Source organism: Allobosea sp. P2_A10 (genome assembly GCF_056405115.1).
Window position 1 is genome coordinate 162,451 of record NZ_JBFUCS010000012.1, and the last position, 19,538, is coordinate 181,988.

General features: G+C 62.5%; 20 protein-coding genes and 2 tRNA genes. 15 read left to right on the forward strand and 7 right to left on the reverse strand.

Annotated features, from left to right (window positions below; genetic code table 11):
• Window positions 1-91: 91 nt before the first annotated feature.
• Entirely contained in the window at window positions 92-1,705 is a 1,614-nt protein-coding gene (locus tag AC1DZY_RS17975) for an MFS transporter (RefSeq protein ID WP_476821503.1), read from the reverse strand.
• A 363-nt stretch (window positions 1,706-2,068) separates the two neighbouring features.
• Between AC1DZY_RS17975 and AC1DZY_RS17980 the strand changes: the two genes are divergently transcribed.
• Window positions 2,069-2,584: a hypothetical protein gene (locus AC1DZY_RS17980; RefSeq protein WP_476821504.1), complete on the forward strand. Its 516-nt coding sequence runs from the start codon at window positions 2,069-2,071 to the stop codon at window positions 2,582-2,584.
• 4 nt (window positions 2,585-2,588) lie between these two features.
• On the opposite strand, the gene AC1DZY_RS17985 is transcribed toward AC1DZY_RS17980, so the two are convergent.
• Window positions 2,589-3,398, reverse strand: a complete 810-nt coding sequence (locus AC1DZY_RS17985) for a TrmH family RNA methyltransferase (RefSeq protein WP_476821505.1) — start codon at window positions 3,396-3,398, stop codon at window positions 2,589-2,591.
• Between the two features lie 195 nt (window positions 3,399-3,593).
• On the opposite strand from AC1DZY_RS17985, the gene AC1DZY_RS17990 reads away from it, so the two are divergent.
• Together AC1DZY_RS17990 and AC1DZY_RS17995 are read left to right on the forward strand one after the other, a co-directional pair.
• Window positions 3,594-3,678: transfer RNA gene (locus AC1DZY_RS17990), tRNA-Tyr, on the forward strand.
• 95 nt (window positions 3,679-3,773) lie between these two features.
• Window positions 3,774-3,847 (forward strand) — tRNA-Gly (locus AC1DZY_RS17995).
• 100 nt (window positions 3,848-3,947) lie between these two features.
• Here AC1DZY_RS17995 and AC1DZY_RS18000 read toward each other — a convergent pair.
• The 3 genes from AC1DZY_RS18000 to AC1DZY_RS18010 are packed head-to-tail and all read right to left on the reverse strand — an operon-like array spanning window position 3,948 to window position 5,818.
• Window positions 3,948-5,045 carry a hypothetical protein gene (locus AC1DZY_RS18000; RefSeq protein WP_476821506.1) on the reverse strand — a complete coding sequence of 366 codons (1,098 nt, stop codon included), beginning with the start codon at window positions 5,043-5,045 and terminating at the stop codon, window positions 3,948-3,950.
• A gap of 59 nt (window positions 5,046-5,104) precedes the next feature.
• Entirely contained in the window at window positions 5,105-5,479 is a 375-nt protein-coding gene (locus AC1DZY_RS18005; protein WP_476821507.1) for a hypothetical protein, read from the reverse strand.
• Complete coding sequence (locus AC1DZY_RS18010) at window positions 5,480-5,818, reverse strand: hypothetical protein (RefSeq protein ID WP_476821508.1); 339 nt, start codon at window positions 5,816-5,818, stop codon at window positions 5,480-5,482.
• A 37-nt stretch (window positions 5,819-5,855) separates the two neighbouring features.
• On the opposite strand from AC1DZY_RS18010, the gene AC1DZY_RS18015 reads away from it, so the two are divergent.
• Both AC1DZY_RS18015 and AC1DZY_RS18020 read left to right on the forward strand, forming a co-directional pair.
• The gene (locus tag AC1DZY_RS18015; protein WP_476821509.1) at window positions 5,856-7,874 is read left to right on the forward strand and encodes an AAA family ATPase; all 2,019 of its coding nucleotides are present in this window, start codon (window positions 5,856-5,858) and stop codon (window positions 7,872-7,874) included.
• Between the two features lie 459 nt (window positions 7,875-8,333).
• Window positions 8,334-8,861: a hypothetical protein gene (locus AC1DZY_RS18020; protein ID WP_476821510.1), complete on the forward strand. Its 528-nt coding sequence runs from the start codon at window positions 8,334-8,336 to the stop codon at window positions 8,859-8,861.
• A 629-nt stretch (window positions 8,862-9,490) separates the two neighbouring features.
• Here the strand turns inward: AC1DZY_RS18020 and AC1DZY_RS18025 are convergent.
• Window positions 9,491-9,715, reverse strand: coding sequence for a hypothetical protein (locus tag AC1DZY_RS18025; protein ID WP_476821511.1), 225 nt, complete (start codon window positions 9,713-9,715; stop codon window positions 9,491-9,493).
• Window positions 9,716-10,131: 416 nt separating this feature from the next.
• Here AC1DZY_RS18025 and AC1DZY_RS18030 point away from each other — a divergent pair, with 416 nt between their 5' ends.
• On the forward strand, window positions 10,132-10,605 hold the full coding sequence (locus AC1DZY_RS18030) for a hypothetical protein (protein WP_476821512.1): 474 nt from the start codon (window positions 10,132-10,134) through the stop codon (window positions 10,603-10,605).
• Between the two features lie 490 nt (window positions 10,606-11,095).
• Here AC1DZY_RS18030 and AC1DZY_RS18035 read toward each other — a convergent pair whose 3' ends face one another.
• Complete coding sequence (locus tag AC1DZY_RS18035) at window positions 11,096-11,806, reverse strand: Crp/Fnr family transcriptional regulator (protein WP_476821513.1); 711 nt, start codon at window positions 11,804-11,806, stop codon at window positions 11,096-11,098.
• A 230-nt stretch (window positions 11,807-12,036) separates the two neighbouring features.
• Here AC1DZY_RS18035 and AC1DZY_RS18040 point away from each other — a divergent pair, with 230 nt between their 5' ends.
• The 9 genes from AC1DZY_RS18040 to ligD all read left to right on the forward strand — a co-directional run.
• On the forward strand, window positions 12,037-12,444 hold the full coding sequence (locus AC1DZY_RS18040; protein ID WP_476821514.1) for a response regulator: 408 nt from the start codon (window positions 12,037-12,039) through the stop codon (window positions 12,442-12,444).
• Window positions 12,431-12,694 (forward strand): hypothetical protein, encoded by a 264-nt coding sequence (locus AC1DZY_RS18045; RefSeq protein WP_476821515.1) that lies wholly within the window; start codon window positions 12,431-12,433, stop codon window positions 12,692-12,694. The genes AC1DZY_RS18040 and AC1DZY_RS18045 overlap by 14 nt, the downstream gene beginning before the upstream one ends.
• Window positions 12,695-13,168: 474 nt before the next feature.
• Entirely contained in the window at window positions 13,169-14,017 is an 849-nt protein-coding gene (locus tag AC1DZY_RS18050) for a hypothetical protein (protein WP_476821516.1), read from the forward strand.
• A 1-nt stretch (window position 14,018) separates the two neighbouring features.
• On the forward strand, window positions 14,019-14,930 hold the full coding sequence (locus tag AC1DZY_RS18055; RefSeq protein WP_476821517.1) for a hypothetical protein: 912 nt from the start codon (window positions 14,019-14,021) through the stop codon (window positions 14,928-14,930).
• Between the two features lie 172 nt (window positions 14,931-15,102).
• Window positions 15,103-15,501 carry a helix-turn-helix domain-containing protein gene (locus AC1DZY_RS18060; RefSeq protein WP_476821518.1) on the forward strand — a complete coding sequence of 133 codons (399 nt, stop codon included), beginning with the start codon at window positions 15,103-15,105 and terminating at the stop codon, window positions 15,499-15,501.
• 439 nt (window positions 15,502-15,940) lie between these two features.
• Window positions 15,941-16,990 carry a hypothetical protein gene (locus tag AC1DZY_RS18065; RefSeq protein WP_476821519.1) on the forward strand — a complete coding sequence of 350 codons (1,050 nt, stop codon included), beginning with the start codon at window positions 15,941-15,943 and terminating at the stop codon, window positions 16,988-16,990.
• Between the two features lie 781 nt (window positions 16,991-17,771).
• The gene (locus AC1DZY_RS18070; protein WP_476821520.1) at window positions 17,772-18,071 is read left to right on the forward strand and encodes a PRC-barrel domain containing protein; all 300 of its coding nucleotides are present in this window, start codon (window positions 17,772-17,774) and stop codon (window positions 18,069-18,071) included.
• Between the two features lie 143 nt (window positions 18,072-18,214).
• The gene (locus AC1DZY_RS18075; RefSeq protein ID WP_476821521.1) at window positions 18,215-18,649 is read left to right on the forward strand and encodes a hypothetical protein; all 435 of its coding nucleotides are present in this window, start codon (window positions 18,215-18,217) and stop codon (window positions 18,647-18,649) included.
• 38 nt (window positions 18,650-18,687) lie between these two features.
• Window positions 18,688-19,538: non-homologous end-joining DNA ligase (gene ligD / locus AC1DZY_RS18080; protein WP_476821522.1), on the forward strand; the 851-nt coding region annotated here is incomplete at its 3' end.

Below are 19,538 nucleotides of genomic sequence, written 5' to 3' on the forward strand. Positions count from 1 at the left end.
GGACCGATTGGACGGCGGGCATGAAAAAAGCCCCGCCTCGAAAGGCGGGGCTTCGTCTTGGCGCCTGTGCAGGCGCTGCGGTCGCGGAAGGTTACGACTTGAAGATGTCGCGATCCTTGGTCTCCGGCAGCAGCAGGAGGCCGACGATGAAGGTCATCATCGCCACGATGATCGGATACCAGAGGCCCGAGAAGATGTTGCCGCTGGCCGCCACGATGGCGAAGGCGGTCGGGGGCAGGAAGCCGCCGAACCAGCCATTGCCGATGTGGTACGGCAACGACATGCCGGAGTAGCGGATGCGGGTCGGGAAGAGTTCGACCAGCAGCGCTGCGATCGGCCCGTAGACCATCGTGACGTAGATCACGAGGATGAACAGAACGCCGATGAGGGACAGCGCCCGCCCGCTGGAGAGCATCTCGCCGAAGGATGGCGTCTTCAGGATGGTCGGATCGCCGGCCTTCGGATAGCCGGCGGCCTGGGCCGCGGCAGTCAGTTCAGCCGCGCCTGCCGGAGCAGCCGCGCCATTGATCGTGGCCGCCAGCGGAGACCCGGCCGGACCGGCCGCCAGATCGTAGTGGATCGAGTTCGTCGCCAGAGTGCGGCGAACGACATCGCAGGGCTTGGTGAACGTGCGCACGCCGACGGGGTCAAACAGCGTGCCGCATTCGGCCGGATCGGCGGTGAGCACCAGCTTGACCGTTTCCGTCGCGGTGATCAGCTTCGGATTCGCCGTCTTCGCCAGCATGGTGAAGAGAGGGAAATAGGTCAGCGCAGCGATCAGGCAGCCGGCGAGCAGGATGGGCTTGCGGCCGATCTTGTCCGAGAGCCAGCCGAAGAAGATGAAGAACGGCGTGCCCAGGAGCAGCGAGGCGGCGATCAGCAGATTGGCGGTGGTGCCGTCGACCTTGAGGGTCTGCGTCATGAAGAACAACGCGTAGAACTGCCCGGTATACCAGACCACGGCCTGGCCGGCGGTGCCGCCGAACAGGGCGATGAGGCCGATCTTGGCGTTGTCCCAGGTGCCGAAGGCTTCCTTGAGGGGCGCCTTCGAGCCGGTGCCCTCTTCCTTCATCTTGACGAAGGCGGGCGATTCGGCGAGCTGCAAGCGGATCCAGATCGACAGGCCGAGAAGGATGATCGAAACCAGGAACGGAATGCGCCAGCCATAAGCGGCGAAATCAGCCGGGCTCATGCTCAGGCGCAGCGCCAGGATGACGATCAGCGACAGGAACAGGCCGACCGTGGCGGTCGTCTGAATCCATGAGGTGTAGAAGCCGCGGCGTCCCATGGGGGCGTGCTCGGCGACGTAAGTCGCGGCGCCGCCATACTCGCCGCCGAGCGCAAGACCCTGAAGCAGGCGGCAGGCGATGAAGGCGACGGGCGCAGCATAGCCGATTGTCTCGAAGCTCGGCAGCAGGCCGACCACGAAGGTCGCGAGGCCCATGACCGTCATCGTGACGAGGAAGGTGTATTTGCGGCCGATCAGATCGCCCAGGCGACCAAAGAACAGCGCACCGAAGGGACGCACGGCAAAACCGGCGGCGAAGCCGAACAGCACGAAGATGAACTTGGCGGTGTCGTTCGTGCCCGGCACGAAGGTCTGCGCGATGTTGGCGGCAAGCGAGCCCGCCAGATAGAAGTCGTACCACTCGAAGACCGTGCCGGCCGACGACGCGATGATGACTTTTCTTTCTTCCTTGGTCATCGGTCGAGCGGCGTCCGCCCCCGATGTCTGTGCTGCCATGCTCATGGCGTACTCCCCTCGTGTTTGCCCGGCAGTCGGATGATCCGGGCTGCCCGATTGCGTGCGGCTGACTTTCTTGTGAAGCTTTGCCGCGTTGCACCGGAGCGAAGTCTTGCAACGTCGCCAATCCGGTCTGCCCGCACCAATGCGCGCGGGAATTCCGGCAGGCAATCGGGAAGATGGTCTTGCACCGTTAGTTGTACGACTTTAGAACTATTCCGCCGGGATCAATTTTTGTTGCGCATAGCGCGGTCTTCACAGCGCCGCGCCGGCCTTTATATTGACCGGTGGAGGCCTGATCGATGCGGAAGAAAGGGCGCGACCATGCTGCGCGTCGGAGCGATTGTTATTGCCGTGGTTGCGGCTGGGCTGGTCCTGCCCGGCTCGCAAGCAGAGGCGGCCGGGCGCGTTGGCACGGGACCCGCCGTCCGTAGCGACGCCGCCGCCGGTCCTCGCCGGGGCTTTGCTCCGCGCGTCGCCGGTCCGCGCCGCGACGGGGGCGTCGAAACCGGCCGCTTTCGCGAGCGCCGCTACGCGCGCGGCTCGGGCCTGTACTGGCCCTGGTATTATCCCACCGATGCAGGCTCGCAAACGATCGTGCTGGACGAGCGCGAGCCGGCCGCGCCGCGCGATCCCCATTCCTTCGACGGTATGCCGGTGCGGCTCGGAATCGCCCGCTCGCCGACGCCGGAGCCGACGCTCTATCAGATCGAGGGGCCGCGCGATCGTCCGGTCACGCGGGCAATTCGGATTGCCGATGCCGAGCCCGCGGGCGGCAAGCGCAGCCGCTTCATGCATGCCGAGACCGGCGCGCTGCTGCTGACCGTGCCGGGTCGCTGAGGCGTCAGCGGCGGCGGCTGGCGGCGTAGAGCGCGATCGCCGTCGCGTTGGAGACGTTGAGGCTGGTGATCGTTCCGGGCACCTCGAGCCGCGCGACCTGGTCGCAGAGCTCGCGCGAGCGCTGGCGCAATCCCTTTCCCTCGGCGCCCATGACCATGACCAGCGGGCGTCGCAGCGGGATGTCGTCGAAGGGGACATCGCCGTCTGAATCGAAGCCGATGCGCTGGAAGCCGCGCTTGCCGAGTTCGTCGAGCGCATCGCCGAGATTGCGCACCGCAATCAATGGCACATGCTCCAGCGCGCCCGAGGCCGATTTCGCCAGCACGCCGGTGGCGGCGGGCGAATGGCGGATGGTGACGATGACGGCCGCGGCCGCGAAGGCCGCCGCCGAGCGCAGGATCGCGCCGACATTGTGGGGGTCGGTGATCTGGTCGAGCGCCAGCACGATCGCATCGTCGGGCAGGCTGTCGAGATCGGGCGAGGGCAGGGGGTCGCAGACGAGATAGAGCCCCTGATGGACCGCGTCGGGCGTCAGCAGACGGTCGATCTCAGAGGGGCGGACCAGTTCGGGCTCGACCGGCAATTCGCCGATCTCGTCCTGCAGGCGCTTGAGCGCATTTTCGGTGGCGAGCAGGCGGCGATGGCGGCGCGCCGGGTTGCGCAAGGCCTCGATCACAGGGTGCACGCCATAGAGCACGGCCTCGTCGATGTCGCCTGGGCGATGCGGCAGTGTCCCGTCGGGGCGGCGTTGGGGCCGGCCTCCGGCTTGGGGTCCGGAAGGCCTTCCCGGCTTGGGACGAAACGGCGCGGGCATCGGTCAATCTCCGGGGGCGACAGGGCCATGCCCTGCCATGATCGCCGGCGCTTGACCAGAGATGGCGTTGGGTCAGGTGGCTTTTTGCCGTTGACACACGCCGACCCGGTCACCATAAGTCCGGCCGCGCCTGTCGCCCGTCACGCAAGTGACACAGGTGATTTGCCTTCGGCTTCGCGCCAGGGAGGCGCGGGCGGGGGAATGTCCCGAGCGGCAAAGGGGGCGGACTGTAAATCCGCTGGCTATGCCTTCGCAGGTTCGAGTCCTGCTTCCCCCACCATTCCTTTTTCCGATCGAGAGACCAGCGCGCGGCCACGCTAGCCCGGCCGCGCGTCTTGACATCATCGCCGCCATCGTCGATCTCGAAGCGGCGGCGCGGGTGTAGCTCAATGGTAGAGCAGCAGCCTTCCAAGCTGAATACGAGGGTTCGATTCCCTCCACCCGCTCCAGCGCTTTTTCAATACTCCCAAAGGCTTAGGCTGTAGGCCAGGCCGGCCATTCCAACTCAATCGGCTGATGACTGGGTTGGAATTCCAACTTTTGTTCGACTCATGTCTCGTCGCGGCGCCGCCGGCGACCGATCAAGCGGGCGTCGTCGGCGCGCCGGACGCTGGCTATATCGATCGGGTTGTAGGTCGCCATCAACACATTTGACCGGCCGATCGAATTCGCCATCTTCGTCCCGACGTCTGCAGCGCTGGCACCGCCGGCGAATGCTTCAACAGTTCCCGAGCGTCGCATGTCTCGCATCTGGCGCTTGTCACCGGGAAAGACCTCCTCGCAGAGCGTGCGGAATTCTCGGGTGAACTCGGAAACCGCCATGACCCGCTTATTGGCAAGGGGAAACAGCCAGGCCTCCGGCGTCATCGCAGGGACCGTCTCCAAATACACAGCGAAAAGTTTTCGGGTCCTGGGCGACAACGTACCGAGAGCTGGCTTCCCCGTTTTCTGGCGTCCGTCGACCGTCCGATCGAACACGACCTCTCGACGGTCTGACCCTCTATAGCCCACATGCCGGGCCCTCAGCGTGCGAATGTCGCCTGGCTGGAATTGTGTGTCCCAGATCGCTGCTACCATGACAGCGAGCCGAATCTGTTTTTTACGGATTGCGGCTTTGACTAGGCGCACGACCTCGCCGTCGGTCCAGGTCTGCCAGCGTGGCGCGGGAGCACTGTTGCGGATGCCCTGGGACGGATCGGCACCAAATGCGACCTTCAGCGCGGTCATCACACCCCAATGGCGGCGCCATTCCTTGATCACCTTGTGAGCTACGTGCGGCCCCTTTGTTTGCTCCAGCTCCTCGCGCCACTCCGACAGGATCTCTAGACTCATGAGATTGGGGTCTGTGGCGCCCCATTGATCGCGAATGTAGGCCCAGTTTGGCAGAATGGCTTGGTCGCGCGTCGTCTGGGCGAGCTTTCGCCACTCCGCCGTCTTCATAAATCTGACGTAGGCTTCGCCGATGGAGCCGCGCGGCCACGCGCGCGCCACCTCGGCGGCCTCGCGGCCCTTCGGCAGTACCACGGGAACCGGGTCGGGCTTGCCCATCCTGTGGGCCTCCCAGGACTGATAGAGACGCAGCGCGGCCGCGCGGCTATCCGGGCCCTCAAGCCCCAGCGGCTTGGGCAGGAAGCCGACCTTCTGCATCTCCGGCGTCGGCTCCCAATAGCGCCGCCCGTTCTTCTTGACCCTGGAGTAGGGAATCTTTACGCCGCGCCGTCCTGCCACTTGGCCCTCCGTTCGGCCCAAAGCCGTCTGGGGTCCATGGCGCTGCTCGCCTGGCTAAGTTCAGGGAAAAGGTGAGGCGCGCGCAGGCGCCTCCACCGTTCGAACGCGACGGGATCGACCCGGCGGGTGTGGGGGTCCGGCGCCGGCATGCCGCGCTCGATATAGTCTTGGAGACGCGATGTCAGGTCGCGTTCGCTCGCGTAGCCCAGGAGGCGCGCCACCGTCGTAAGCTTCAGGTCGGGCATAAGGGCTTCCGCGCGCGGCATGCTCACCTCACTGCGGCGAGGAGGGGCGGCAGCGACGCTGGCGAGCGAAGACCCGGCGCGCGAGTGCCTGCCGAGCTCGAAAAACATTCAACGTTTTTCATCATCGCCGCCGATGTAGGCCATCACCCGCCGAAGTGTGCTGCGACGAAAGTCCGTGCCTCTACGCATCTGGTGGACAAGGTCCGGACGGTCGGCCGCCAGCCAACCGAACCGGTCGGCGCGCGCGCCATCCGCCCCAAGGAAAGCCTCAACCAGGTCGTCGAAGGAATCCAGCGCGGCGAGCGCCTCGGCTGCCTGCTTTCTAATTTCCTGTAATCGAGCTTCGTCCGGTAGCGGTCGCCTTGCCATGTCGAAGTCCTTTCTCGCTGGAAATGACCAGTGAATGAAGTGAATAGCATTATGAGTGGTAATATGCAATTCTTTCACCACTCATTCGTCAATCGCCCAAGGAGGCCGGACGTCAATGGAATGCGACGACACCATCGCGGAACGACTGCTCGAAACCGCTATCGGTCTCGGGGCGAAGGGCTTTCGCATCTTTCCGCTTCAGGTCGACCAAAAGTCGCCGGCACATGATGGTTGGCAGGCGCAGGCCACCACAGACCCGACGAGGATCGACGAGCTTTGGCGCGATCCCTTCGGAGAGGTGATACCGTACAACGTCGGCGTCGCGACGGGTGCGGGGCTGACGGTCCTCGACGTTGACGTGAAGGACGGCCGTCAGGGGCTAGAAAGCCTTGAGGACCTTAAGTCCCGGCTCGGTCTCGACGACCAGACACTGACAGTCCGAACGCCGTCAGGTGGCCTACATCTCTATTTCGACAGCACCGGCTTCGCGGTCGGGAACAGTGCTTCCCGCATCGGGCAGGCTCTTGATATCCGAGGCGAAGGCGGCCTTGTGGTTGGCCCCGGCAGCACAGTGGGAGACGGCGGCTATACGATCGAGCGCGACATCTCAATCAAGCCGATCGCACCCTGGTTTGCTCAGCTTTGCGGGGTACACGCTCAAAAACCGCGGTCTTCGGACCCGTTGGTCGAGTTGGACACCCCGGAAGCGATCGAGCGCGCGAAGGCGTGGCTCCGTAACGAAGCACCGCATGTCGTCGCCGGCAGCGGCAACGGCGACCACACCGGCTATGTCGTCGCATGCCGGCTGAAGGACTTCGGCATCAGCGAGCACGAGATCGTCGCGCTGTGCCTCGAGCACTTCGATGACGAGAAGGCACACCCGCCGCAGGGCGCAGTGTTCTGGGAGCTGAAGGCGTCCAACGCCTACCGGCACGGACAGTCAGCGCCCGGCATCAGCCACGCGATGGCCGATTTTGAGGTGGAGGAGCTTGAGCAGCCCGTTCTCGGGTCAGACCCGGGCACGGCTTCGAGCCGGCTGCGCCCCGATGGCGCGCTTTTGGCGTTCGACACAGACGAGGCTCTCGCTTTTCGGGCAGAGACGAAACGCCCGTACCTCATCAAAGGTTTCCTGAGCGCTGGCACGATGTCGATGCTTTTCGGTACGACCAACGTGGGCAAAACTTTCGTTATGCTCGACATGGCGTTCCATGTGGCCCTCGGGCGGTCTTGGAACGGTAGACGCACGGTCAAGAGCCCGGTGATCTACGTCGCGGCCGAAGGCACCTACGACATCTACGACAGAATGGCAGCTTGGCTGCAGCATCATAATGCTTCTGCAAAGGACGCTTGGCTGACGATTGTACCCGCTCCGCTGGATCTACGCACGAACACGGCCGATCTGAAGCGCGTGATCGAACTGGTCAAAAGCAAGATCGCGCAACGACAGTCCAATGCGCCCCCGCTTGTTGTCATCGACACGTATTCGCGTGTCATGGCTGGCGGCGATGAGAACGGCACGGTCGACAGCGGCACGGTGGTGAAGCACCTCGACGCCATCCGCTTCGCGACAGGCGCGCATGTCGCGATCGTCCACCACAGCGGCAAGGACGTCGAAAGGGGTTCTCGCGGGTCGACAGTCGTTCCGTTCGCTGCGGATACCGAGCTGGAGCTGCGAAACGGTGAGCTTCGCACGAAGAAACAGCGTGCGATGTCGAAGGAAGCAGACCCAATTCCTTATACGCTGAAGACGATCGGCCTGGGGCTCGATGACGAAGGCGACGAGATAACTTCATGCGTCGTTTTATATGGAGCTGCGGCCGAGATGGCGGCGGGGGACGGAGCTCCTCAGCTCACGAGCAGAGAGGCAGCATGGCTAGAGCTGCTTGATGCCGGAATCGGCGACATGGCAGAGGAAAAAGGCGTCCACGTCTCCCAATTCCATTTTACCGAGAACGCTGCGCGTAGCATTTTCGCGCGTGGCCATGACACTGACATTCACCCTGCCGGGGCTCTGAACCGTACGACCGTCGTTGCGCGATTGTCAGCGTTAGCGCGCAAAAACGTTGTCAACAAAGTTGGCCGAAATCAATGGGTTATGGCCGATGTCAACGCTGTCAAAGTGATGTCAGTGTAAATGTCACACCGTCGGCAATCCGGTGTCACTGTCAGGCCCCCACTCTATGGGGCCTGACAGTGACATTGCCACCATGCCGAGCCGTTAGCCATGGGCCTAAATGCGAGGCCGATCGAACCAGGAGTGAAACGTCACGATACCACCGCCTGACGAAACCTAAAACGGAAGTGAGAAGCGCCGTGACCGCCACTGGAAAAACACGAAAGTTCCGCGACCAGGTTTACAAGTGCATCGGGCTCGAGCCGTACGAGCGTATCGACGGGAGCAGGACCATGCTCTCCCTTTGGCGCAGCGCGTGTGCCGAATGCGGGAGGCCGTTCGTGACGAGTCTTCCGGCGAAGGCACGGAGATTTGAACCGAACCGTCGGTGCCGCGAGCATCGCCGTCCCGGCGTTCGCGTCGTGACGCGGCCTGAGCCGCGGCTGACCCCGAAACTGGGAAACCGATCGGGAAAATGATTTGGCCGAAAGGGCAACCTTGGCAAACGGCTATTTAAAAATGGGATCGTCCGATCGCGCCGTGCTGGCCTCCATGGGCCTCAGCGATATCGTCTCTGAAATCGACGACCGCCCGGCGACGCTGAAGCCTGCGAAAAGCAAGGCCAAACGCCCCCCTTCGCCCGCGCAGGCGGCGCATCTGCGCTCGCTCGCCCGCGCCTACCCGCTGCGGCGACCTCCCGCAGGAAGCCGCAGGATGGATCACCTATTGCGGTTGATGGAGCCCGGCAAGTGCTATGTCATGGCGGATCTCAGGCGCGCGTGCCCGCAGCTCAGTCGCGGCTCCGTCCACGGGTTCGTCGGCGTGAAATTCATCCGGTACGGGTATCTTGAGCGCGTGCCGGCGCCGCCCGGCATGGCCCATCGCGGGCCGCTGGACCACGGGTCGCTTCAGCAGTCGCCAATCCGGTGGCTGTACCGCCTCACGGAGAAAGGCGTCGCCGAGGCCCAGGCGGTCGCTGAGGCTGATCGCCTATCGGCAGTCAATTGAAGGGCGACCGGGACCTGGCTCTGCCCCCGAACCGTTGCGCATCAGTTGCCATGCGCGCCGCGCCAGACGATTGTCGCAGATCATACGGCGGGGTTGATATGCGCATTTTGGCTTTGACATGCCTGACTCTGGCGGGCTGCATCCCCAAGGAACCGCCGGCCAAGCCTTCGCGTATCGTTTTCGATCGCGAGTTTCGGGACATTCTCCGGCCCGACGGTCGCAGCCGATCTGACGATCAACTGGCGATCGATGTCGGAGGTTGCTCCTTCGTTATCGACCTCCAGCCTCGAGGCCAAGCTCAAGGCGAATTGCTTTTGGAAACGTGCATGAAGGGGAGGGGCTGGGCTCTGTTGAAGCGGACGCCTCGTGTGGAGGAGATTTGAGATGGAGCAATCGCGGTGCGTGCGCTTGGCGGTCGATCGCAGGCCAAAGCTCATGGCAGAGCGAACGGCGGAAGCCCGGGAGCAACGCCCCCGGGCGGATTTTTCAGCGGGTCAGATGCCGTGGCGCTTCTCGCCGGATCCGCTTAGGGCCGGCTTCGAGATCGGTTCGCCTATTGGCTGTCGAGTGGTGAGCGGCGTTAGGAAGGCTAGCAGGCTGCAAGAATCGCAACCTTGCGGGTGCGCCACTCAATGCGGTAGCCCTGCACGCGCCCTGACGAGCTGCATGATCTCCCGCATGAGATCATCCGGGCAAGTCACCAGCACATTCCAGCCGAAGATCGGATCGGCCACCGCGCAGAACTCCAGATGCTCGTCGCGTGCATTGACCGCCTCAATCCCAAGGCGGACGTAATCGAAATCGGGCAGGACAGTCGGATCGAGCGCAACGGTGCTCACGTTTGCATCGGTCATGGCTACTGCTTTCGTTAGGCGCCTGTTCAGGGCGCAGTTTCACATCCGGGGCTGAACAGCCGGCAGTAGTCGGCCCCCTCGTGTCTTTAGGCTTGCGCCCTGGACATGCACACGGAGACCCCGGAAATGTATCGGCTTCACTGTCGGGCTGTTCAGACCCGCAATGAAGATTGCATATCATGCTTATAGCGTCAACTAGAGCGATGTAAATACTTCAATGTGCAAAGTGTAGATTTGTGTGGGGGAGCTCACTACTCTTAATTCATCAGCAAAATGTCGATTTGTCGGGCTTTGTGACGGGTCGCTCAGTTGCCTGTGCGGCATGCCACTGGTGATGACAGGTCAAATTCACTATCATGCACCATCATGCAACGCCAAAGCGTGGCGTCTGCGAGAAAATTCGGAGCCGCTCACCCATGACCGTCCTCACCACGAACCTCACGGAGCGGGAGGACGCGTTTGTAGAATTGCTCTGCGAGGGCCTCAGTCCGGGCGACGCAGCGAGCGGGGCGGGTTACCCGGCCCGATCTTACATCGACCTCTTGCAGAGCCCCCGCGTGTCGCGCCGCGTCGAGTGGCGCATGCGCAGCGTCATCCGCAACGAGCTGGCGCCCAAGGCGCTCCGCCTGCTCGGACGGCTCCTGGACGATGAAGCCGCACCACCCAAGGTCCGTATCCAAGCCGCTCGCTTCATCCTCGAACGCGCCGGCTACGTCGCGCCACGCGCCCAGATCCAAGAGGCAGCTGAGAAGTCCATCTCAGCCATGACAGCCGAGGAGCTCGCGAGCCTGGTTGAGAAGCTGGAAACTGAGCGATCGAGCCGCGCAAAGGACGTTAGCGCGCCAAACGCGCAAGGGCAGCTCTCCCAAGTCCATGAGATAGCTGCATAGTCTGCGCCTTCTGTAGGCGACGACGGGCGGCACGGCCCGTTTATGACGCTGGGCTTGACGTCCGGGCCACCCCGGATCCCCGACCTACCCCCGACACCCCCCGCCGGGGACCGGCGCGCGCGGCAACGGCGGTAGCCAAGGCGCCCCGACTAATTTTTCCGATCCCCGGAAATCCAATTGGATTGATTGGGATAGAAGGACCCGGCCTGGTTCGCGCCGAATGTCCGCTTTCTGGAGAGCGGCCAATGGGAAAATTCGACCCGTTGCGGACGCGCGCAGCCGTTCCATAATGGCTGTTATCAGTTTCAGGAAGTCAGGCGCGGCCTATCGAAAATGCGAAAATTGTCATCGCCACGATTGTCACAATGATGGCCGCCCAAAGCAGACGGTCGAGCAATACCCTGCGGCGTTCTTCTCTATCCGGATTATCCATCCGTAGCACTCGGGGCAAAATAACCGAATGCCTCGCTCCGCCAATGGTTCCGCGCTTTTACTGCGTCGGCCCGATCAGGCGGCGATGCTCGCGCTCTGGGATGCCATAGGCGTCGCTTGCAAAAGCTTGGAGGGCCGCGCGATTGCGGATCGTGATACGGCCGCGTTCCGCGAGGATGAATCCGTTGCCTTCGAGCACGTGCAGGGCAGTGGTTACGCTCGGCCGCCGCACGGCCAGCATAATCGAAAGAAACTCGTGGGTCAGGGCGATTTCATTGCCGTCCGTCCGGTCGTGACACATCAAAATCCACCGCGCGAGCCGCTCCTCGATGTGGTGAACGCCGTTCGACAACGCGGTGTAAGCCGTCTGCACGGACATCGATTGTGCATAGCGCGAAAGCAACTTACGCAAGGGAGCGTTCTTCTCCAGCATCGCCATCAGGATCGCGCTTTTGATCCGGTGTCCTGCGCCGCTCACCTGCATAAATATCGCGAAGGGCGAGGTTTCGCCGTCAAGGCCGGTCGCTGTCGGACTCATTCCGTCGCGCCCGAACAATCCAACTTCCGCCCTGTAGCCTTCTGATGAGATCGCAACGATCGAACCGATGCCCGATTCGAGAAAATAGACGTACAAACTTGGCTCATCAGGCTCGGAAAGCGCAAATTTCCGAGGCAAATCTATAAATTCCAAGTGCTTGGCGATTTCAGCAAATACAGAGCCGTCTAATGTTCTAAGAATCTGATTTTCAATATTCGACTGTATAATCATTTTTATCTGTCTCTCTTGTCATTACAAGAGATTGATTTCTCTTGGCTCCTCACGCCCAATCCGTCGGAAGCCTTGGCTTATAGTCTCAAATGATGTCCGAATTGCTGTTATGTCAGGCATCGTACCAAACGCTATATTTTGGTACGATATCAGACATAAAACCCTCTCTGCGTTGATCCCCTTATTGTTTCTACGGAAAATTTGACGAGGCAAAATGTTGAGCATGGCCAATGCAAAAATTCTCACGCAAATCTGTTCTTATTTTGGAAGATGAAGCAATAGTTGCCCTCGATCTTGATGAGATCGTCACAGAAGCGGGTTTCTGTGTTGCCTCAATAATATCGTCATGCGCTGATGCGATCGAATGGCTGAAAAACCATACTCCCGATGTCGCCATTCTTGACGTTGAACTGCGCGATGGCCCCTGCATAGAAGTTGCGAGAATTATCGCAGACAAATCGGTGCCATTTGTAGTATTTTCTGGGAACGTTCCCTTGCCTTCCACCGATCCCGTGTTTCTAAAGGGTAGATGGCTCGAAAAACCGGCGGCCTCCTATGAGGTAGTCTCGGCACTTCGGGCGGTATCCGACAACAATACATATGCCGATAACGTGCAGAGGTTAAGTGTCCGGCCCTAACGGTGACGTGGTTGCTGCCGTCGCCGGTCTGCGAGCAGACGGGCCACATGCAGTGGAAATTTGCCTGCCCAAAAAACTCGTGAACACTCAGCTCAAGGAAATCGGTCGGTGGCTGGTCGAGTGGCATATGCCACATTCGATCAGGTTAATCCCGGAGCGCGGCGGTGAAATCTATGCGATCGAAGTGCGGTTTCCTGATGAAAAGCACGCCCGTGCGTTCGCGTATCAGTTCGAACGGACCTTTGCTTAATGTCGAGAGCTATGACGGTTCGAGGCTGCGCCCTCGCTGCCGAGGTTCGATAAAACCCATTATCCGACGATAGATTCCGCATACTTCGCCATAGCCAATCTCTCTTCCCGACCTTTCCGCGACCTTCCGAACCTCTGCAAACGGGCGCGGCCGTGCGACGCCTTCCGAAATGTAAGCGCGGTCTTTTCGCAGGCGCCAACCGGCTGATTCAACCCAATAGTTACTGTCGCCTGAGACCGAACTCCGCCGACTTTTTCTCTGCCGTATTGGTGCTCTTGCAGGCCCTCTGCTATGTCGGCCTGCAAAAATCTTCGCCCCAAAGTGGAGTTTAGCAGGGTACGCTCTACGCGCCTGAAACGGCTTTCGGGCAAATTCCGCGGGACTTTAGGCCCATTTCCTGCTACAAATTCATCAGCGTGCGCTCCGAACTTTCGATCTCGCCGCGTCGAAGCACAGTAGACCCAGGAGCGCAGCATGTGCGTCGAGAATCTTTTGGGCGGCGGCAAGTCCAACAATAACGTCGCGATCTGGCAGGCGCAGCAGGCAGAACTGCAGCGGGCCGAGAACGAGCGCCAGCGCGTCGCCGCGCAGGCCGACATGGAGCGCCGCCTCCAGGAGCAGCAGGCTCGCGAATCCGCGATCGTCGCCGAGCAGCAGCGCGTCGCGCAATCCGCCAGCGATCAGGCCCGCGCTGACGAGGCGCAGCGCCAGTCGCTTATTACCGGCAACCGCGGCACGGTCGACAACGCCTTCGCCGGGTTCGACGACAACTTCTACAAGACCGCCGCCGACAAGTATTCCGCCGCGAACCTGCCCTCGCTGGAGGACGATCGGCTGAAGTCGCTCGACAAGCTGAAATCGGCGCTCGCCGGTCGCGGCACGCTTGAGAGCACCGTTGGTGTCAACTCGATCGCGGAACTCGAGAAGGCCGCAGCCAAGGAGCGCGCAGCCGTCGCGTCGCGCGGGTCCGACTTCGCCAACAGCATCCGCGAGAAGGTCGGCTCGTCCAAGAACGCTCTGTACGACGCAGCGGGTTCGGCCGCCGATCCGCAGGGCTTCGCCGCGCGCGCCACCGGCGAGGCGACCAACCTCGTCAACCTCGGCGGCGTCGTGCCGTTCGGACAGGCGACCGCCTACGGCTCGCAGCCCGAGGCCAACGGCGTCGCGCAGCCGCAGAACTCCAGCGTCTTCGGCAGCATCCTCGCGCCGCTCGTTGGCGCGGCGTCGTCCGCGCTCAACGCGCCTGCCAACCGAAAGGGGCTCGGCGGGTCCGGCGCATCGGCGCCCACGACCGGCGCCGGCACGTCAACGGTGAGGCAGTAAGATGTGCTTCGATCCCCTCTCAGCGACCCTCGCCATCGGTGGCGCCGCCGCCTCCGGCGTCGGCACGACGATGCAGAACAACGCCAACAACAAGGCGTATCGGCTCAACGTGTTCGGTCAGGCCCAGGCCGACGAGCAGAACCGACAGATCGACTACGCCAACAACGACCGCATCAATGCCGACATCAAGGCGGCCGAGGAGACGCAGTTCAAGGGGCTGCAGCAGGACGCGGCGGAAGCCGCAGCCCGCAACCAGGTGCTGGCCGAATACACCGCGCGTCAGCGCCAGGCGGCCGCGACCAACGACGCCACGTTCAAGGCCGGCGTGCCTTCGCTCGGCGCAACCGGCACGACGCAGCAGCTCGGCGAGGCCGGGCAGCAGCGCGGCGATTTCGCGGCGCAGGCGGTTGCCGGCGGCGGCGCGGTCGACCCGAACTTCCGCGGCAGCACGCCGGACCTCGTGCAGGCCTCGCTCGATCGCGCCCTCACGGCTGGTCGGCAGAAGGTCACGGACCAGGCGCGAGCCGGCGCGGCCGTCAGCGCCTACGGCGACGTCGGGTCGCGCCAGGGCCAGACGCTCGCCGACCTCGTCGGCAAGATCGGCTTGACCAACAATTTCGCCAAGGGCGACCTCAGCCTCATGCCGGCCGACCAGGAGCTTCGCGGCTCACTGGTGCGGACGCCGATCTACGCGCCGCCTCCGACGCTGCTGCAGGATCGGGTCTCCCGGCCTGAGCAGATCCAGCCGAAGCAGTCGGCCGGCGGTTCCCTGCTCAAGGGCCTTGGGTCGCTTGCGGGGCAAGTTGCAGGTTCGAAGTCGGCGGTCTGGTCGCCGGACGGGAAATCCATTACGGGCTACGAGCCCACAGCCCAGAGCTGGGCAAAATCCGCGAAGTCCGCTTTCGGAATTTAGCTCCCTCGCGAGTACAAGTAGTCTAGGCTTTATTACAGGATGGCCGAAGTCTCTGACCGGCGGTTGCCATCGACTCAGCACCACCGATGCTCTGTTTGCGCCCCCTGCTGCGCCTTGCTTCGCGGGCATTGGTTGCGTAACCATTTGCAACGACCACACGAGGCGATTGCGGATGAAGAGCCAAGAAAACCGCCGTCGAGCGATGCTGTTCGCTAAGCGGCTTGTGATGCGTCGGCAAGAGCTTGGCATGAGCGCGGCGGAAGTGACTCGGCGGGTTAAACCGCTCATGATAAATGGCGTGAAGTTTGATCGTTCGAGCATGTCCAGGTATGAGGCGGGGCAGAACTTGCCACGCGGGGAGGTGCTCAAGGCGTTAGCAACAGTGCTCGAGCTCTCGCCTGAAGATTTGGTGTCGTCAAAGGTAGAGAACACCGAAGTAGGCCCAAACCTCGTATCTCAATCTGACGGCACGTCCCGCCTGACGCTCGACCTCATTCTGCCGTACGATGTCGCGTTGCAAATCCTTCAGATTTTGACCACGAACAAGGTCTTCGAAAAAAAGGAATCCTGAACCTGTGGGAGTTCGCCGAGGTTTGCGGTTTCTCCTGAGAACACCGCGTTGGCGCGTCGCCCACGGCCGGCTTGACCCTAATCTCGAAATACGATCAAGGAATTCAGTCCTAAGAATGACAGTCCTCATGGCGGGCGGTGGCCCTCTGGGTGAGTGACGTCTTCCCAAGGCTTGCGTTCGCGCTCGACGGCGTTCCTGCGCAAGCTCTATGCGCTGAAGGGGCCGCCCAAGCAGACCTGATATGGGGGGGGCACTGCGTATGCAGCGATGGCGAGAGCCGGCAACGTGCCTTTAGAGGGAAAGCTTCCGCGCCGCGAACTTGGCCGCCGAGGCGACGCACCACGGGGACGCTGTGCAAGTCAGTTTACAGCCACTTGTGACACCGAAGATTTCGCGCTTTAGTTGTTAGATGGCGTCGAGGTTGTGGCAAATGTTCTTAATGCGTATCGCGTTGGCGGCGGTGCTCGGCCTCGCTGCATCGAGCGCCTCGGCTCAGATGACCGAGCAGCAGAAGCGCCGCGTCTTATTGCCGACGATCAAAGCCGCGACGGACTGCATCGCCCGGGAGGCGGCCCGACATCCCGACGTGGTGAGCGGCTATCGCTTAAACAACCTCGCTCCCATGATCGCCGATGGCTGGCGAGCTTGTACCAGCGCATTGGTTGAAATCGTGGCCACGCACGAAAATCTGCATGGCGCGGGGACCGGTCTCGTCTTCGTCAAGGGCGCCTACAGTGACGACCTGCCGCGTGCGGTGCGGGCAAGGCTGCAGAGCGACATGGACCGTCGCATAGCTGCGATAGACCAAGCTGACGCCGCCGCGAGGGCAGACCAAGCGCGGCGCGAAGTTGAGCGTCAGCAAAATATTGAGCGCCTCGAACGGGCAGCCGACGCCCTGCGTGATCGGGCATATGCTTGCACCACCGATCAACTGGGCAAACTGATCTCGTCGTCGGAGGTAGCGGAGGTTCTGTCCACTGCCGCGATGACGATCTGTCGGAGGGAAATAGACGATGCACTCCAATCGCGCGTCGACATCATGCGCGCAAAGATGGGGCAGAATTATTCGACCAGTGGCGAGCCCGAGCTGCGCGAGGATTTGCGGAAGGTCGTTCGGAATGTTGTGATCACCAATGCCGTGCAGTTGAAGGCGGGACAGGGCCCCGCTGCTCGGTCATTGCCAAGTCCGGCCACGCCTGTTGCTACCGCGCCTCAGTCGCCCCCTGGAGCGCCTCCTGCCGGCGTTGGCAGCCATCTCCCCAGGGAACTCCGCGATTGCCTGTCGCAGATCGCGACCGCCCGCAATGGCAAGTTCATCGAACAGCGCAAGCTTTTCGAAGGGATGCTTGAGCTGTGCCGACCCGAAATCGAAGGGGCGGCGAGAGCGGCCTTTCTCGCTGCTAAGGATGGCGACCTCGCCAAAGAGCGCGAGAATGCCCTGACGAGCGCCAGCGCGGCTGCGAAGCAAATGATTGGGATGGCGGACTAGATCCGCGGGAGGGCGTCATGCACGTGATTTCTGCCTTGGCTGCGGTCGCTATGGTCGCTTTGAGCGCGATACCGTGTGACGCCTCAGCGCCGACGCAGCGACACTCCCAGCCTGCGGTTTCGACGGTGTCCGATAAGCCCCATTTGGCCCGGGGCGGATGCGGATCCAAAGGTGGTCCTGGCTACCGCAAAGCCAATGGCAAATGCGCCGGCTGGCGGGGGTAGGGGTACTCGCTGCCGCCCTTGCTCTGATGGGGGACGGGACTGAGGCCGCGTCGCGCTGTGGCTCGCGGGGCGGGCCTGGCTATCGCGGGCCGAATGGCCGCTGCGTCGGTTGGGACCAGCTAGGGCGGGTCTGCGGCTCTCCGCCGACGACATACTGCACATCTGAGAGCGTCGCGGTCGGCGCGCCTGAACATGCCGTGGGGCAGGAGAGGCTCCGCGGCGAGCTCAGGCAGAAGCGTGATAGCAGCGGGCAGCCGGCGATCAGGTTTTTGCAGCAGCCGTAGCTGCGGTGGCGGTGATTGAGGAGCCGACTGCGCAACATGGAGCAGTTCGGGCGGGATCGGTTAGCGCGAAAGTAATCGCGCCGACATCGCCGGGCCGTCAGCCCACGGCGTTCGGGACCGGCCGGATCCGGTGTAGAGCCCCCTTGGGCAGTTTCCTCCTAAACTTGGCCCGGCGCTCCTAAAGGGCGTCGGGCCTTTGTGTTTGAGGTCCAAACGAGGGAACGCTTCGCGGTCCAACACGTTCACTGCATTCTTGCAAACGAGGAGGAAGCCATGGACCATTCGAAGCATACTCGCCTTGCGTCGACCGAGTTGACGCAGGAATTCCTGGATGGAGCGACCGTCTACGGCCCCGGCGACGAAAAGATCGGCTCGGTCTCTCATGTCCACGGCGCAGGCACGAATGCGCAAGTCGTGGTTGATGTCGGCGGATTCCTCGGCATCGGCGCAAAACCGGTCATGGTCGCGGTGAGTGACATCGAATTCATGCGCGACGAAGATGGCGATGTACATGCAGTGACGAACTGGACGAAGGACCAGCTCACGTCGATGCCGGAGCACGTCGATCCCTGAGTTAGGCGATCATCCAGAAACAATGCCCGCCGGCGTGAAGCCGACGGGCCATTTATTTGAGAAGAGGCGAGGTTGGGAGCGCGTCTGCGGAACGATTCGCCACGTTGATCGTTCGCGACTCCAGTCGAGTTTGGAGTTGTGTCATGTGCGCTCTGCGAATGTTGCGGTCGAGCCAGTCGAGCGAAGTCATGCGGAGCGGCGCGGGAACGCCTCCCGACGACCCTCTCCAGCCATCGCTCGACCTTGAGGCGGCGCCGGGCCCGCGCCGTTCCAATTCCGACGCGGTGGCTATTCAGGCGCACGAACTCGCGCGCAAGCTCGACGACATATCTGGCGTCCTGGCGAACCCGCTTGACGACACCGATGCTGCCTCGGTGAACGCCGCCATCAGCGTCGTCGCAGAAGGGGCGGACCAATTTATCTCCAAATTGGTCGACGACGCGGAAGCCAACGGCCTCGAGGCGACCGGTGACTGGATGAAAATCCCGCTCGTCGAGCAGCGCGAGTTCGAGGTTCCCGAGCCGGATCCGGAGGCATACAGGGCCGACGACGAGCACGACCGGAAACTGAATTCGTAATCCTGTCGTCGAGTTCGAGTTGTTGCGTGGAGTTCAGTATGGCGCGTCGCCTGCTCAAGGTCGGCCCTACGGCTGAGACGATATCAAGCCCGCCAGTTCCCAGGCCGCGCAACAAGCGTCAACGCGGGCTGCAGCTGGATCCGATGCCCGATCGCGTCGAGCCGTGCCTGGCGCTGCTGAAGTCAAAGCCGCCGGAGGATCATGATTGGGCCTTCGAGGTGAAGTGGGACGGCTACCGCCTGGCCGTGCATGTTGAGCCGGGCAAGGTCCGCGTCATCACGAGAGGCGGCCACGACTGGACGGCGCGCTTTCCGACGATCGCCCATGACGTGCGCGAGCTCGGCCTCGATACTGCGATCATCGATGGCGAGGCCGTCGTCCTCGACGAACGCGGTGCTTCTGATTTTGGCGCCCTGCAGAAGGCGCTCGGCGGCCGGGGTGGCAAGGCGTTCGCCAGCAACGCCATGCTTTACGCGTTCGATCTGCTCTATCTCGACGGAGTGGATCTAAGGGCCCGGTCTCTGGAAGACCGCCGAGCAATGCTTGAGCAATTGATTGGCAAGCAGCACAGCTCGATCCGTCTGAGCGAGGAAGTTGATGCGCACGGAGCCGACTTCCTCAAGCTGGCCTGCAAAATGGGTCTGGAAGGCATCATCGCCAAGCGGCGCGACGCGCCATATCACTCCGGCCGTGGCGGCGACTGGCTCAAGATCAAGTGCATCCAGTCGGAGACCTTTCTCATAGTCGGATACGAACCGTCGGCCGCAGCACTGGGCGGGATCGGGCGGGTTCTGCTGGCGGCACAGCGAGAAGGCGGCCTGGTCTATGTCGGCAGCGTCGGCACTGGCTTCACGACAAAATCCGCCACCAACCTGCGCAAGCTGTTTTC

What these genes read in the sequence shown, in the direction of transcription:
- AC1DZY_RS18015 (WP_476821509.1), top strand. Translation starts at nt 5,856, where the DNA reads ATGGAATGCGACGACACCATCGCGGAACGACTGCTCGAAACCGCTATC.
- AC1DZY_RS18070 (WP_476821520.1), top strand. Translation starts at nt 17,772, where the DNA reads ATGGACCATTCGAAGCATACTCGCCTTGCGTCGACCGAGTTGACGCAG.
- AC1DZY_RS18065 (WP_476821519.1), top strand. Translation starts at nt 15,941, where the DNA reads ATGCGTATCGCGTTGGCGGCGGTGCTCGGCCTCGCTGCATCGAGCGCC.
- AC1DZY_RS17980 (WP_476821504.1), top strand. Translation starts at nt 2,069, where the DNA reads ATGCTGCGCGTCGGAGCGATTGTTATTGCCGTGGTTGCGGCTGGGCTG.
- AC1DZY_RS18050 (WP_476821516.1), top strand. Translation starts at nt 13,169, where the DNA reads ATGTGCGTCGAGAATCTTTTGGGCGGCGGCAAGTCCAACAATAACGTC.
- AC1DZY_RS17985 (WP_476821505.1), bottom strand. Translation starts at nt 3,398, where the DNA reads ATGCCCGCGCCGTTTCGTCCCAAGCCGGGAAGGCCTTCCGGACCCCAA.
- AC1DZY_RS18075 (WP_476821521.1), top strand. Translation starts at nt 18,215, where the DNA reads ATGTGCGCTCTGCGAATGTTGCGGTCGAGCCAGTCGAGCGAAGTCATG.
- AC1DZY_RS18000 (WP_476821506.1), bottom strand. Translation starts at nt 5,045, where the DNA reads ATGCAGAAGGTCGGCTTCCTGCCCAAGCCGCTGGGGCTTGAGGGCCCG.
- AC1DZY_RS18040 (WP_476821514.1), top strand. Translation starts at nt 12,037, where the DNA reads ATGCAAAAATTCTCACGCAAATCTGTTCTTATTTTGGAAGATGAAGCA.
- AC1DZY_RS18005 (WP_476821507.1), bottom strand. Translation starts at nt 5,479, where the DNA reads ATGTTTTTCGAGCTCGGCAGGCACTCGCGCGCCGGGTCTTCGCTCGCC.
- AC1DZY_RS18030 (WP_476821512.1), top strand. Translation starts at nt 10,132, where the DNA reads ATGACCGTCCTCACCACGAACCTCACGGAGCGGGAGGACGCGTTTGTA.
- AC1DZY_RS18035 (WP_476821513.1), bottom strand. Translation starts at nt 11,806, where the DNA reads ATGATTATACAGTCGAATATTGAAAATCAGATTCTTAGAACATTAGAC.
- AC1DZY_RS18025 (WP_476821511.1), bottom strand. Translation starts at nt 9,715, where the DNA reads ATGACCGATGCAAACGTGAGCACCGTTGCGCTCGATCCGACTGTCCTG.
- AC1DZY_RS18060 (WP_476821518.1), top strand. Translation starts at nt 15,103, where the DNA reads ATGAAGAGCCAAGAAAACCGCCGTCGAGCGATGCTGTTCGCTAAGCGG.
- AC1DZY_RS17975 (WP_476821503.1), bottom strand. Translation starts at nt 1,705, where the DNA reads ATGACCAAGGAAGAAAGAAAAGTCATCATCGCGTCGTCGGCCGGCACG.
- AC1DZY_RS18055 (WP_476821517.1), top strand. Translation starts at nt 14,019, where the DNA reads ATGTGCTTCGATCCCCTCTCAGCGACCCTCGCCATCGGTGGCGCCGCC.